The organism is Bartonella sp. AU16XJBT (assembly GCF_028618665.1).
Taxonomy (GTDB): Bacteria; Pseudomonadota; Alphaproteobacteria; order Rhizobiales; family Rhizobiaceae; genus Bartonella.
Genome location: NZ_JAQITF010000008.1, coordinates 38931 through 53294, shown reverse-complemented (window position 1 = coordinate 53294; position 14364 = coordinate 38931). Strand labels below are relative to the sequence as shown.

The following is a 14364-nucleotide window of genomic DNA, read 5'->3' as shown; positions in this document are numbered from 1 at the left end:
AAAGTAAATTTTTTACAAGGTATGTTATATGTCGTATGATAGTTTTATTGCTGAAGTTAATGCAGAATTTCGCCAAGAAAAAGCACTTGCTTTTTGGAGACGTTATGGTTTTTCAATTATTGGGGCAGCTCTTCTTTTCATTCTCACGATAATTATTTATCAAATTTATCATCATGCGCAAATAAAGAAAGCCAGCCATATTGGTGATGCATTTGTAAAAAGCCTTAATTTTGCGGATACACGTCATTTTGATAAGGCGATAAAGCAATTGGAGAATGTTAAAGACTCTCATTTTGGAGGATATCCTTTTCTTGCCCGTTTGCGGGAGGCTTCTTTACGCATGGAGCAAGGTGATCTTATCAAGTCGGTAGAGATCTTTGATTCTGTTGCAGCAGATGAGAAAGCACCGCAGATTTTGCGAAAGGTTGCAAAAATTCGAGCCGCCTATATTTTGGTTGATACAGGGACTTTGGATGATGTCAAAAAGCGCGTCGAAGATATGGCAAGTGATATTGATCCTATGCGTATGTCCGCACGAGAGGCTTTGGGCTTAGCTGCTTATAAAGCAGGGAAGATTGATGAGGCCGTTGACTATTTTCAGAAAATTTCTGCAGAAGGGACGCTGAGATCAAAAGTGACAGATCGGGCTCGAATGATGCTTGAGCTTATGCAAGCTGAGGGCAAGGCAAATAAGGAATAAATCGATGAGCCTTACCATTGCTATCGTTGGTCGTCCCAATGTTGGGAAATCGACACTTTTTAATCGTTTGGTTGGGCAAAAATTGGCTTTGGTTGATGATAAGCCGGGTGTAACACGTGATCGGCGTATTCATGCGGCAAAACTTCAAGATCTACGTTTTGATGTGATTGATACGGCTGGGCTGGAAGAAGCAGGAGATCATACACTTGAGGGGCGTATGCGTTCTCATACAAAAGCTGCGATTGATGAAGCAGATCTTATTTTCTTCGTATTTGATGCAAAGAGCGGAATAACACCGAGTGATTTAAATTTTGCTTCACTGGTTCGCAAATCAGGAAAACCGATTGTACTCGTTGCTAATAAGTCTGAGTCAAAAGCGGCAACAGGGGGAGAGTATGAGGCATGGTCATTAGGTTTGGGAGAGCCGTGCCCAATATCGGCTGAACATGGTTTGGGACTTAGCGATCTTCGTGATGCCATTATAGACGCTGTTGGGTCAGAGCGCGCTTTTGGCAACAACAAAGAAGAAGATATGACGATACAGCCTGCATCTGTTGGTAATGATATAGAAGATTTGCAAGAAGAGGGGCTTATTTACGATGAAAGTAAGCCTATTCGGATTGCCATTGCCGGGCGTCCCAATACAGGAAAATCCACTCTTATCAATAGTATGTTGAAGCAAGATCGGTTGTTAACAGGACCAGAAGCAGGGTTGACACGCGATTCTATTTCTGTCGATTGGGAATGGCGTGGTCGTCATATTAAACTATTTGATACTGCAGGTTTACGTCGAAAATCGAAAATTCAAGAGAAATTAGAAAAGTTATCGGTTGCAGATACTTTGCGTGCTATTCGTTTTGCTGAAGTGGTGGTCATTGTTTTTGATGCAACGATGTCTTTTGAAAAGCAGGATTTACAAATTGCGGATCTTGTGATTCGTGAAGGGCGTGTCCCAGTTATTGCTTTCAATAAGTGGGACCTTATTGAAAATAGTCAGGCCACATTGATTGATTTGCATGAAAAATGTGCGCGATTTCTTCCTCAAGTTCGTGGTTTGAGGGCTGTTCCTTTATCGGGACAATATGGTCAAGGGATTGATAAACTCATGGAAAATATCATGATCATGCACCGTGTATGGAATCGCCGTATTTCCACGGCTAAATTGAACCAATGGCTTGAAACTGTTGTGGCACATCATCCACCACCTGCGATTTCGGGACGTCGACTTAAGGTTAAATATATCACACAGGTGAAAACACGTCCCCCTGGATTTATGATTTCTTGCTCACGTCCCAAAGTCATGCCTCAGTCCTATTTGCGTTATCTTGTCAATGGATTACGTGAAACATTTGATATGTCTGGTATACCAGTGCGCCTATCATTACGAGCTTCTGATAATCCTTTTGCGACACGCTCTCAAAAGAAATGATTAAAAGTGAATGAAATCTATAGAACCTTAAAAATAAGCTGTTGCATGATTTGTCGTGTTCTAAATATCGAAAATGAAATGATAACTTCAACAGACAATCATCTCCTTTTTTATAAAAGAAAAAAATTTTTATTTTCTAAAGTCTTGATTCATCAATAATCATTTATCATGAGTGCTATAGAGCTTTCTCATTTTATTTTCTCTTGATAAAGATTCTCTATGCGCATGTTATGAGAAGAATTTAATGGGGAGTATTTAAGAAAGAGCACACAATCCTTTTAAGAGTGTATTTTAATGCAAAAATAAATGCAATCTGAGGGGAGGGAAATATAATGATGATGCTCATTTGAAAAGAAGCATTAAATTATCTTTTCATAAAAATAGACGGTATTCATAAGCGCTTTTGCTTGCGATAGTTTTTCTAAATAAAAAGCAAAAATATCTGCGGAATCTAATAATATTCAATTGCAAAGGGTGAGATTCAAAAAGTGGATTAAAATTGTATAAAGCGGTATAGCGGTCGTATTCAAGTTTTATTGAGCTCTATTTAAAATTGTAAATTTATTATATCTCGTACTTAAAGAAAAATCTCTTTGTGCTTCTATAAGCCTATTTCACGATGGTGTCTGTAAATAGAGGATAACGTAAAATACCTTGCAAGTGGAATCATATACAACCCGTTGAGAATTTTCAGTTAAACAAAAAGTACAAGTTTACTTGAATAAAAGCCACAAGCTAATGCGTTCATATTATTTTCAGCTTTCAAGGGTGTATCAATTCTATTTGTACCAATTCTCGTTTTGAAAGAGAGCATAAAAAGCAATTTTTCAACCGTTTTTAAGCACACATAAACCCTTCTTGTGATATACAAAAACAGTTTTGATGACTTCAATATGAATACGCAAGAATATCTTATCAGAGTTCTTTTTAAAGGTGAAAATTATAAATTATCCTTATAAATAAATACGTTGCGCTAAAATAACGCAAAAAAACTAATAGCTTCCATTTCCCTTAACGCATGATGGGTAAAGCCTACGCGATTGATTCACATTCAGTGAATATGTGTTTAGTATATTATTGTTACCAAGAATAAGACATCAGTTATGTTTGTGCTATCTTATCAAAGTGTTACACGATATATTTTGTATGTTTTGGGTAGATGAATTTACATACGTTCAGAATATTTAAATGATATGAGGAAAAATATGATTTTGACGGAAAACAAGACAGCATTCCATTTGTTTGCAAGCTAGAATGATGATGTGCAAGTGTGTTAATGTTTAGTGTTATTAATTTAATAATAGTTTGATTTATAATAATAAATTATCACTTTTTATATTGAATTAAGAACACAAAATATCGTACGCTTCTTTATATTTCAAACATGTTCATATTGAATTAATTAAAATGGTGTCCTTGCCATCACAAGTCGGATTGATGTCTGAGTAAAAACGATTAAAGAAAAGTCTTTTATGCGTTCTTTCAAGACGAGGACTGTTGCAACATTGGAGTTAACAAAGTGTATAAGGGTGCCAGCTTGTTTCTTCATAAGCATAAAGATGGAGAACTTAAAAGTTTTATATTATTTACGGAAGCTTTTATGTATTCTTGGGTGATGTTGTGGAATTGGTTTAGGGGCTTTAAGAAATATCTTTTAAAAAAATCATGTGAATTGAAAAATAGGTTACTTATGCGATAAAATTTATACGATAATTTGTGATAGATTTCTTTTAGTGTCTTGACGAATAAATTCGGGAACAATATGATGCACACGGTTTTATGAGATGCATTTTTACTTTGCTTTTTGATAAAGGAGCCGATGATGGCGATGGGCGAAAAACCCGTTACAAGCCGCAAGGAGGCTGAAGAAAAAAAGCAAAGAGGGTGTTTTCATTCAGAGGATTTGGAATGTCGTAGTAAAAACTTAAGCGTAGCTTTAGGACGTAAGCAAGCGTTAAGGAAGCGGGAGCATAAGGATAGGCGGAAAAAATCACAAGGAAGGATAGCGGATGCGATTAAGCTTTCCAGTGAGTTTCTAGCAAGTGTTATTGTTGGTGTTGTTTTGGGGGTGGGGTTTGATAAGTTAGCAGGTTCATGGCCGTGGGGATTGGTGTTCTTTCTCTTTCTTGGATTTGCTGCTGGTGTATTGAGTATTCTTCGGTCTGTGGGATATGTTTCCTCCAGTCAATTAGGACAAAAAGGCGTATTGCGCCAAGATGAACAAAATAAAGGGGCCCATGAGAGGTCCGATAAATGAGGTTGAAGTGACAGCGCACGCTCCAGATCCTATTCATCAGTTTGAGGTTTCACGGCTGATTAAGATTTCCATAGGAAATATGGATTTATCATTTACAAATGTATCATTGTTTACAGTCGTTACGGTTGTTATAACCTCCGTTTTTCTCTTTATTTCATCATCAAGTCGTGGATTAGTTCCAACGAGGATGCAATCTCTTTCAGAAATGGCCTATGAGTTTGTAGCGTCGACTCTGCGGGAATCATCTGGTGTGCGGGGAATGCAGTTTTTCCCTTTAGTTTTTTCTCTGTTTACTTTTATTTTGGTTGCTAACTTTATTGGTCTTTTCCCCTATTTTTATACGGTGACCTCTCAGATCATGATCACGTTTTCGTTGGCAATGGTGGTTATTTTAACGGTGATTGGTTATGGCTTTTATAAGCATGGGGTCAGTTTTTTGAAACTGTTCGTTCCCAGTGGGGTTCCTGTGGTAGTTTTGCCTCTAGTGACAATGATTGAGATTATTTCTTTTCTCTCTCGCCCCATCAGTCTTTCTCTTCGTCTTTTTGCGAATATGCTTGCTGGTCATATTACGCTCAAAGTGTTTGCTGGGTTTGTTGTTTCAATGATTGGGGTAGGAATCGTAGGCGTTGGTGGTTCGATTTTGCCCCTTATTATGACTGTAGCGATTACGGCTCTTGAGTTTTTGGTTGCATTTCTTCAGGCTTACGTCTTTACAGTTTTAACTTGTATGTATCTTAATGATGCAATTCATCCAGGACATTAATAGAATTGGCGGTTTTCCGTCGAATAGTGCAATTTCGCTTTAAAGGAGAATAATATGGAAATGGTGCTTGCAGCAAAATATATTGGTGCTGGTCTTGCTTGCTTTGGTATGGCTGGAACAGCTTTAGGGCTTGGTAATATTTTTGGGAGCTATCTTTCTGGTGCATTACGTAATCCATCAGCAGCAGATAGTCAGTTTGGACGTCTCGTCTTTGGTTTTGCTGTGACAGAGGCTTTGGGTATTTTTTCATTGCTCATTGCTTTATTACTTCTTTTTGGGGTTTAATCATCATCAGAAGGGTATGTTTGTTCTCGCTATGAGGAAAGATTTACCCTTTTAGCTCTCAATTAAGAAAAATGTTCGTCAATTATCATCGGGGATAGAGGGCTTAAGCTATTTAAAGGATGAAAGAAGATGTTTGTTTCCAGCGCTTATGCACAGAACACTGAAACGTCGATAGAACATATCAAAAAAGTGGCAGAGCATGCAAATCGTGTGTTTCCGCCTTTTGATTTTGTTCATTTTAGTTCGCATTTTTTCTGGTTGGCAATTTCTTTCGGACTTTTTTATCTGTTTATCTCTCGTGTGATTGCGCCGCGTATTGGTGGTGTTATTGAAACACGTCGAGATCGAATTGCATCTGATTTAGATCAAGCAATGCGCATGAAGCAGGAAGCAGACACTGTTGTTGAAACTTATGAGCGGGAATTAGCAGAAGCACGTTTGAAAGCTCATACTATAGCACAAGCAGCTGGTGAAAAATTAAAAGAAAAGGCTGAACTTGAACGGCAGGAAATTGAAGAGCGTTTAGAGAAAAAACTTGCAGATGCTGAAAAACAGATAGCAAAAATTCGGGATAAAGCGATGCAAAATGTTGGTTCTATCGCTGAAGAAGTCGCCCTTGAAATTGTGAAAAAATTAATTGATGTTGATATCAGCAAAGAGGTTGTTCATTCAGTTGTGAAAACTGCGGATTATTGAGGAAGACAAAGATGAGTGATACTTTTTGGGCTTTTGTTGGATTAGTTCTTTTTTTAGCTCTTTTAGTCTATTTCCAAATTCCACAGAAGGTTATACACCATCTTGATGCACGCGCAAAGCGTATCAAAGATGAGTTGGATGAGGCTCTGCGTCTTCGTGAAGAGGCACAGGAAATATTAGCTGAATATCAACGCAAACACGCGGAAGCAGAAAAAGATGCGCAAGAAATTATTGCAGCAGCAAAGCATGAAGTTGAATCTGTTATTGCTGAGGCGCGTACAAAAGCAGAAGAATATGTAAAAAACCGCAATAAATTGGCAGAGCAAAAAATCGCTCAGGCAGAAGCGGATGCAATACGCATGGTTTCTGCATCGGCTATCGATTTGGCAATTTCTACGGCACGTATTCTTATCGCAAAGGAATTAGATTCTAACGGGGCAGATGAACTCGTTAAAGAAACTCTTTCGAAAGAATCATTGAGCAAAATGAAAACACATCTTAATTAATGGTGTTTTAGAGATAAGAAACTGCTTCTTTAGGTGCATAATTTTTTCATTATTGAATGCTTTAATCTATTATGTCGTGATGCTAGTTTTGAATTGGTTATGCATTGAGTTTAGAGAGCACTATTCCCTAGCTTAGATTCGTTTTTTGATTCTATTCATAAAGATTATAATGAGGAGTGCTATTGTCTTTATTTTTATGAAGCGATAAGCGAGTAGCGTTATTGTGTTATCAGTTAAGATATTACGCCCATTTTGTATTGAACAACTGCTTTTATATTTAGCGGTTTTATGAAAAGCACCTCTCTCATTTTTTAAGAATTCTTTTTATCAGTTTTTTATCTCTCTTATCTATCGCCATCATCTGAAGACGGTTATCACTCATGATGGAAGAGTTTAAAGTAAGAGATTTTTTTCTATATTCTCATTGAATATGCGAAAACGATAAGTTGGTTATTATAAATCAATAATTTTGCTTTTTGATGATTTATTCAATTTTTTGACAAGTCATTACAAAGTATCATTTTCACTGGAGATTCTATAATTTTTTAAAAGTTATCTCAAAACTCACAGAGAAATGTTTTTAAATGGAAGTACGCTCTTTATAAAAAAACAGAGTATTTTAATATGCAATATATTGATTTATATAACTAATTTATCGTTGTTCAATTTGGATTAGAATCCTGAATACCGTAAGATTTTCTCATTTCAAATCTGTTTTATATTGAATCAATCAAAATCATTTTCTTACACGTGACAAGCGGGGGTGGTTTGTGGGAAAAAATTCTACAAGAAAGAATACTCTCTTATGAATCGTCTCAAAAGCTAAGGGTTATCGGTAGCATTTGGGGAAGGCAAAGTGTGTGACGGAGCTCGATCTCTCCTTTATAAGCGGTAAAGATGGTGGTACTCAATGGCTTTATCACAATACCATTCATGGGTTTTGTTGTGAAAAGGGCTTGGGGGGCTTAAGAAATTTTTCTTTAAAAAAGCCAATGAATGCGCAATCCAATGGCATTTTGTCTTACAGAATACCTATGTGCTAAACATTTATATACTTGTTTTTAAAAGATATTTTCCAACATATACTCTTCCTTTATTTTACGACGATATCTGTGAAAAGTAGCACCTCCCCGTAAAGTGTATAAAATCTACTGAGCGTAACCATCTTTTTGTTTTAATAAAAATTCAGATCAATAGCATTTATATTACTTGGCCAATTCTCCTAATTTTGCAACAGCACTTGGCTCCGTTCATGAGGAGCGTTTTGACTATTGTCTTCAATATGTTACCAACAAACTACTCCTGCTTGTCACGTGCAAGAATATGATTTTGATTGATGCAATAAGAGAGAAGGGACTTATGATAAGAAAATATTACGATATAAAGTGTCATTGACGATAAAAATTCTACTGCTTTTTAAAGTGAGGTCAAATCTCACGGGAAACTTCTTTTTAAGATTTTGGAATATTCATTAATAAAAAGAAGAAAAAATTTATCTTTATTATTTCTTATCAGTTAATGGACATTTTAAGTTTAAAGGACAAGTTTTGAGAAGTCTACAACCGCTTGTGTAATTGTGTGAATACGTTTAAGAAGAGCAAGACGGTTGGCGCGAACATCGGGGTTTTTATCGTTCACCAATACCTTTTCAAAAAATAGGTCAATCAATTTTCCAAGTGGCGCTAGAATATCGAGTGCACATGATAAATTTGTTGCATTGATGGGTGCAAGAACCTTTTTTTCTGCTTCACAGATTGCATGATAGAGCTGCTTTTCTTCTGTCTCAATAAAGAGATCAGGATTAATTTCATTTGCGATTGTTGTGTTTTTTTGAAATTCATTTTCAAGAATATTGGCAGTACGTTTTACCGAGGCTACAAAGTTCATTCCATCATGGGTATTGATAAAAGCAATAAGAGATTCGACATGACGTGCAACCAATAAAAAATCATCAGAATCTTTATTTAAAACGGCTTCAAGAGCATCGTAGCGAGCCCCTTCTTCTTTTAGATAGATTTTTAGGCGGTCATGAAAAAAGAATAACAGATCAGATAAAATAGCTTCTGTTTTTTCTGGAAAAAGATTTTGCAATTGTGGATTTTCTCTTTGAGAGATTTCATGTTTATTTTTTTGTTGTACGAAAAGATTCGTTGCCAACTGAAACAGTGGCATGAGATTAATTTTCCAATCCCGCGAAAGTACAAGCCTAATAATTCCTAAGGCTGCTCGTCTTAACGCATAGGGATCTTTCGAGCCCGTTGGTTTTTCATTAATGAGCCAAAAGCCAACCAGCATGTCAATTTTGTCGGCGAGCATAATGGTTATAGCAAGTGGTTCTTGCGGAAGACGATCTGTTGGTCCTTGAGGTTTATAATGCTCTTCAATGGCTACAGCTACGCGAGGATCTTCCCCTTGAAGAAGGGCATATTTGCACCCCATAACCCCTTGTAGTTCAGGAAATTCTCCGACAATTTCTGTTTGCAAATCAGCTTTTGCAAGGATTGCAGCACGATTCGCTAAGAGAGGATCTGCTTGTATCAAAGGTGCAATTTTTTGTGCGAGTGTAGCGATGCGTTCTACTCTTGCACCTTGCGTGCCTAATTTGGTGTGAAAAGTTACATTCAAATGATCAAGTCGTGCCATTCTCTGATCGAGAGGTTTTTTTATATCAAGATCAAACTTTTTTATAGAAGATTCCAATTGTTGGATATCGGGCAAATCACGTTGATCTGTTTGCCAAAAATAGAGTGCGTCAGAAAGACGGGCACGGACAACCTTACTATTTCCTTTCGAAATTTCTTTGCCTTCATCATTTGCAAGAATATTAGAAACAAGAATAAAATGATGAGAAAGCTTTATTTTTTCTCCTTGTTTCCGGGTGACAAAACATTTTTGATTGGCCCGAATGGTCAAGCGAATAATTTCGGGAGGAATATCAAGGAATGATTTGTCAAAATCACCCATAAGGATAACAGGCCATTCAACAAGACCAGCAACTTCTTCTAGGAGTGCATTATCTTGAACCAGTTCTAAACCGTTTGCAAAGCAAAGATTTTGGGCATCAGCTAAAATAATATTCTTTCGTCTTTCGGCATCCAGAATGACTTTATGAGTTTCAAGTTGCGTCACATAATCATCAAAACGGCGCACTTGGAATGGCTTTCCGTCACTTAAGAAACGATGACCATAAGTTAGATTGTTACTTTCAAGAGAACCAATTGTAAACGGAATAACATGCGTTTCACCAATTTCTGGTCCGAAGATGCAAAGAATATTTTGTAAAGGTCGAATCCACTTGAGAGCACCACTTTTTGCTGAATTTTTTCCCCAACGCATGGATTTTGTCCACGGAAAGTTACGGATAATATCTGGTAAAATATCGGCAATAATTTCTTCTGCTGCCCTGCCTTTTTTTACAATTTTAGCAATATAAAAATCACCTTTTTTATCATCATGCCCAATATGTGCTTCAGAAATATCGTTGAGCCCCGTTGCACGTAGAAAGCCATCAATTGCATGTTGTGGTGATTTTGTACTGGGCCCTTTTCGTTCCTCATGGACATCTTTTGAGCGGATAGAAAGTCCGCGTATGTCCAATGTTAGTCGACGAGGTGTCCAATATTCACGAGCAGCTTTATAGGTCAATCCAGCATTCACAAGTTGATCCGTGACAGCTTTTTTAAGGTCAGCAGCAGCTTTTCGTTGCATACGTGCAGGAATTTCTTCACTGAAAAGTTCAAGAAGAAGATCAGACATTAGGCTTCTCCAGTGTATATTTGTCCAGCTTCTGTGAGTAAGAAGGCTTCCCCACAACGGCGTGCGAGATCACGAACGCGAAGAATGTAATTTTGTCGTTCGGTTACAGAAATAACGCCACGTGCTTGCAAAAGATTAAAGATATGGCTCGCTTTAATACATTGATCATAGGCAGGAAAAACACAGCGATGTAATGTATTTTCTTTATTGGGTTTCCCAGCATCAAGAAGTGCGTTGCATTCGCGTTCGGCATCAATAAAATGCTGGTGGAGCAGTTTTGTATCAGCAAATTCGAAATTATAATATGAATATTCCTGTTCTGCCTGTAGAAAAATATCTCTATAACTTATTTTGTTTTCTTCCTCCAAACCATTAAAGTTAAGATCATAGACATTATCAACCCCTTGGATATACATCGCTAGGCGCTCAAGACCATATGTGAGCTCTCCTGAAACTGGGGCGCACTCAATGCCGCAAACTTGTTGAAAATAAGTAAATTGAGAGATTTCCATCCCATCGCACCAACATTCCCATCCAAGCCCCCAAGCGCCAAGGGTTGGGCTTTCCCAGTCATCTTCAACAAAACGAATATCATGCAGTTTTGTATCAAGCCCGATAGCTTGTAGCGACTTTATATAAAGTTCTTGTAGATTGGGCGGAGAAGGTTTGAGAAGCACTTGAAATTGATAATAATGTTGTAAACGATTTGGATTCTTACCATATCGGCCATCTGTTGGACGCCGAGAGGGTTGGACATAAGCGACTTTCCAAGGCCGTAGACCTAGAGAGCGTAGCGTTGTTGCTGGATGAAAAGTTCCAGCTCCGACTTCCATATCATAAGGTTGCAAAATCGCACATCCATAGTGGGCCCAATAATTTTGCAAAGTTAAGATTAGTCCCTGAAAAGAACGTTTGGGGTTTAGATGCTCCGGCAGTTTCACGCTTTATACTCTTTAAATATTGAACGATATAGATAGCAACCAAAGAAATTTTAGTCTCTTTAGTTTATTATTTTATGTGGTTTACGGTTAAGCATTGTTTATTGCAAACCAAATTTCAATTTTTCTTGAATTTGTTTAGAATTTTCAGGTTTTCCGTCAATTGCGTGGTTCCATTGAAATATTGCTTCACGTTTACGTCCAACTTTCCAATAGGCATCTCCTAAATGATCATTCAGAGTTGGATCCTCAGGTTGTAATCTGACAGCATTTTCTAATATTTGGACTGCTTTGTTGTATTCTTTTAGTTTATAATAAGCCCATCCTAAAGAATCGAGAATATGACTGTTGTGAGCTTGCAAAGCAGAAGCTTTTTGCAGCATATGGAGCGATTCTTCAAGCTTCTCACCTCGTTCTACAAGGGAATAGGCTAAATAATTCAGAACCTGCGGTTGGTTTGGGAAAAATTCAAGTGATTTTCGCAAGTCAACTTCTGCTTTTGACCACTGTTTTAGACGTTCAAAAGCAATACCACGCTGATAAAAAAGTTTCCAATCGTCCTGCTGAAAGTTTTTTATCTGGGCAATAGCATGGTCTAGAGTTTTAGTCGCTTCAAGAAATTTATGATCCTGCATATAAAAGGCAACAAGCGTTATCAAAATATTACGATCATTGGGAAATTTTTTATTTAACAATGTGAGTAATTTTATTGCTTCTTTATAATTGTTGTTATTGGCAAGAAGGAATGCAAGATGAAGTTGTCCATCTTTATAATAAGGAGATTGAGGGGATAAAGCGCGATAAAGTTTAATTGCTTGATGAGGATCGTCTAATTTAGCAGAAATATGTGCGAGCTGAAACAGTATTGCGTCATTTTGAGGGTATAAGGTGAAAGATAATTGTTTGAAAATACGTGCAATGCGCCCTGAGTTTTTATGGTTAAGGGCTGTTCCAAAATTGTACAACACCTCGGCTGCTCCTTGTTGAGGTGTTTTAATCAACCTTTCTAAGAAAGTATTTTTTTCAATTTTTTTTCGAAAGTTTTTGAAGACTTCTCGACCTGACAACATTTGTTCACCATGCTGGATTGTCTGAAGAGCTTGCTTGCGCATATTATGGCGCAATTGGAATGAGGCATAGGCTATAATAATACGTTCATAGGTATTAGGAGCGATAAGAGTCCCCTGTTTGTTACTCAATGCTTTAATAAAATATTTTTTTGCATCCTGTGGTTGTTCTGCAAGGTCGCTCATAAGTGCTAGGTGATAAGATATAAAAAGCTCATACCAGACAGGACCTTTGAGCTTCTTAAGATCAGCAATTGCTTGAGATTTTTGTCCAGATCCAAATGTAATCCAAGCACCGATGAGTTCAGGTATTGGGTTACTGGCTGTTGCAGGTTCTTTTAATTGCAGAAGAAGTTTGGCATTCTTATAGTCTCTTTTGATGAGACTTTCTATTGACAACGTTAAGGAAACAAAGGGAGTTATAACATCTTGCTCTTTGAGTTTTTTGGCTTGTTGCACAGCTCCTTTAAAGTCTCCGACCAAGAGCATAGCTTCCAGGAGCTCTTTTTGTGTTTCAATGTTATCAGGTTGATAAACGAGTGCCTGTTTAAAATAATTGATAGCAAGATCTGTTTTATTTTCATGATTTGCAACTCTTCCGGCTAAATAAGCACCTGTAAATGAGCTTGTATGAGTCGCCGTGCTTATTTTACTGTAGGTAGGGGATGGCATCAGCGTGATACCCACGATCAAGAGGGTAAAAAGTCGGGATACCGTTGCAGAGCACATGGAGCTAATCCTTTTCAAGATAATCAATCGATTGTGTCGTTTATAAATCATATCTCATTACTTTTTTTAGAAATACTGCGATTCTTGCAAAGAATTCAGTTTACGCGCGCAATGCAAAATTCAACAGTTTCAACGAGAGCATTATAAGCGGGATTTTCATTCATGGGAATAAGAGCATCAATTGCATATTTTCCATAGATGCGCGCTTGTTCTATCGTATCTGTGATGCTATTATATTTCTCCATTAAGTGTTGCGCGTGTGCGAAGGCTTCATTATTGCTATTGCCATCTTCAAGTGCTTGTTTCCAGAAAGCTTTTTCACCCATATTCCCACGCTCATATGCGAGAATAACAGGCATTGTGATCTTTCCTTCCCTAAAATCGTCCCCTATATTTTTTCCTAAGTTTTGAGCACTACCACTATAGTCAAGTGCATCATCAATCAATTGGAAAGCTAATCCTAAAGATGTTCCATATTCCCGTAATGCAGAACGCTCTTTATTTCCATAACCAGCAACAATGGGGCCTACTTCGGCAGCTGCTGAAAAAAGTGCTGCTGTTTTTGCATTGATAATTTTGAGATAATCTGAAGGGCTTGTTTTGATATTTTTTGCGGCAGAAAGTTGCATAACTTCTCCTTCAGCAATAATTGCAGCAGCGTTTGCTAGGACAGAGAGCGCTTCTATAGAGCCAACATCGACCATCATTTTAAAAGCTTGTCCTAACAGGAAATCTCCAACAAGGACACTTGCTTGATTTCCCCAAATCATTCGTGCGGTAGATTTTCCACGTCGTAGATCACTTTCATCAATCACATCATCGTGTAACAAGGTCGCTGTGTGCATAAATTCAACGGCTGTTGCGAGTTTTATATGCCCATCATGTTGATAGCCGAACATATGAGCAGAAGCTAATGTGATCATTGGGCGTAACCGTTTTCCTCCTGATGAAATAAGATGGTTAGAAATTTCAGGGATCATTTCAACCTCTGATTTTGCCATAGAGAGGATAAATCGATTGACACGCTCCATATCATTTTTTGTAAGACTAATGAGGGATTGGAGAGATATTTGATTATTTTGTGTTTGATCTAGTTTTGTGGCTACACTCACAATATGTTGACTCCTAGAGTATTGCAATGGACATCTATGAATTCTATTTTCTTGAATATTAGCATAAAGGGGGTTTTGTTTTGACTCAAGCTTTTGATGTTGCTTTGAAGTGCAAACTTTGAA

Annotated in this window: 11 protein-coding genes; 7 read left to right on the top strand and 4 right to left on the bottom strand. The window is 37.5% G+C overall.

Features of this window, described 5'->3' with window-relative positions; all coding sequences use genetic code 11:
• Positions 1 to 28 precede the first annotated feature (28 nt).
• The 7 genes from PVV66_RS06060 (at position 29) to PVV66_RS06030 (ending at position 6639) form a co-directional block, all read left to right on the top strand.
• Entirely contained in the window at positions 29 to 700 is a 672-nt protein-coding gene (locus tag PVV66_RS06060) for a tetratricopeptide repeat protein (protein ID WP_273718964.1), read from the top strand.
• Positions 701 to 704: 4 nt separating this feature from the next.
• Entirely contained in the window at positions 705 to 2129 is a 1425-nt protein-coding gene (der, locus tag PVV66_RS06055) for a ribosome biogenesis GTPase Der (RefSeq protein WP_273718965.1), read from the top strand.
• Between the two features lie 1822 nt (positions 2130 to 3951).
• Entirely contained in the window at positions 3952 to 4386 is a 435-nt protein-coding gene (locus tag PVV66_RS06050) for an AtpZ/AtpI family protein (RefSeq protein WP_273718966.1), read from the top strand.
• Positions 4387 to 4393: 7 nt separating this feature from the next.
• Positions 4394 to 5152: a F0F1 ATP synthase subunit A gene (locus PVV66_RS06045; RefSeq protein ID WP_273719005.1), complete on the top strand. Its 759-nt coding sequence runs from the start codon at positions 4394 to 4396 to the stop codon at positions 5150 to 5152.
• Positions 5153 to 5206: 54 nt separating this feature from the next.
• Positions 5207 to 5437 (top strand): F0F1 ATP synthase subunit C, encoded by a 231-nt coding sequence (locus tag PVV66_RS06040; RefSeq protein WP_005773968.1) that lies wholly within the window; start codon positions 5207 to 5209, stop codon positions 5435 to 5437.
• A gap of 129 nt (positions 5438 to 5566) precedes the next feature.
• On the top strand, positions 5567 to 6133 hold the full coding sequence (locus tag PVV66_RS06035; protein ID WP_273718967.1) for a F0F1 ATP synthase subunit B: 567 nt from the start codon (positions 5567 to 5569) through the stop codon (positions 6131 to 6133).
• A gap of 11 nt (positions 6134 to 6144) precedes the next feature.
• Complete coding sequence (locus PVV66_RS06030) at positions 6145 to 6639, top strand: F0F1 ATP synthase subunit B (protein WP_273718968.1); 495 nt, start codon at positions 6145 to 6147, stop codon at positions 6637 to 6639.
• A 1533-nt stretch (positions 6640 to 8172) separates the two neighbouring features.
• Here the strand turns inward: PVV66_RS06030 and glyS are convergent.
• From glyS to PVV66_RS06010, 4 genes are all read right to left on the bottom strand, one after another.
• A complete protein-coding gene (gene glyS / locus PVV66_RS06025; RefSeq protein ID WP_273718969.1) occupies positions 8173 to 10395 on the bottom strand; it encodes a glycine--tRNA ligase subunit beta in 2223 nt (740 codons plus the stop codon).
• Complete coding sequence (locus PVV66_RS06020; RefSeq protein ID WP_273718970.1) at positions 10395 to 11336, bottom strand: glycine--tRNA ligase subunit alpha; 942 nt, start codon at positions 11334 to 11336, stop codon at positions 10395 to 10397. The genes glyS and PVV66_RS06020 overlap by 1 nt, the downstream gene beginning before the upstream one ends.
• A 98-nt stretch (positions 11337 to 11434) precedes the next feature.
• Positions 11435 to 13129, bottom strand: a complete 1695-nt coding sequence (locus PVV66_RS06015) for a tetratricopeptide repeat protein (RefSeq protein WP_273718971.1) — start codon at positions 13127 to 13129, stop codon at positions 11435 to 11437.
• A 95-nt stretch (positions 13130 to 13224) separates the two neighbouring features.
• Positions 13225 to 14241 (bottom strand): polyprenyl synthetase family protein, encoded by a 1017-nt coding sequence (locus PVV66_RS06010; protein WP_273718972.1) that lies wholly within the window; start codon positions 14239 to 14241, stop codon positions 13225 to 13227.
• Positions 14242 to 14364 lie beyond the last annotated feature (123 nt).

Bases quoted from the DNA above. Each gene is read 5' to 3' on its own strand.
- PVV66_RS06060 (WP_273718964.1), top strand. From the start codon at position 29: ATGTCGTATGATAGTTTTATTGCTGAAGTTAATGCAGAATTTCGCCAA.
- der (WP_273718965.1), top strand. From the start codon at position 705: ATGAGCCTTACCATTGCTATCGTTGGTCGTCCCAATGTTGGGAAATCG.
- PVV66_RS06050 (WP_273718966.1), top strand. From the start codon at position 3,952: ATGGCGATGGGCGAAAAACCCGTTACAAGCCGCAAGGAGGCTGAAGAA.
- PVV66_RS06040 (WP_005773968.1), top strand. From the start codon at position 5,207: ATGGAAATGGTGCTTGCAGCAAAATATATTGGTGCTGGTCTTGCTTGC.
- PVV66_RS06035 (WP_273718967.1), top strand. From the start codon at position 5,567: ATGTTTGTTTCCAGCGCTTATGCACAGAACACTGAAACGTCGATAGAA.
- PVV66_RS06030 (WP_273718968.1), top strand. From the start codon at position 6,145: ATGAGTGATACTTTTTGGGCTTTTGTTGGATTAGTTCTTTTTTTAGCT.
- glyS (WP_273718969.1), bottom strand. From the start codon at position 10,395: ATGTCTGATCTTCTTCTTGAACTTTTCAGTGAAGAAATTCCTGCACGT.
- PVV66_RS06015 (WP_273718971.1), bottom strand. From the start codon at position 13,129: ATGTGCTCTGCAACGGTATCCCGACTTTTTACCCTCTTGATCGTGGGT.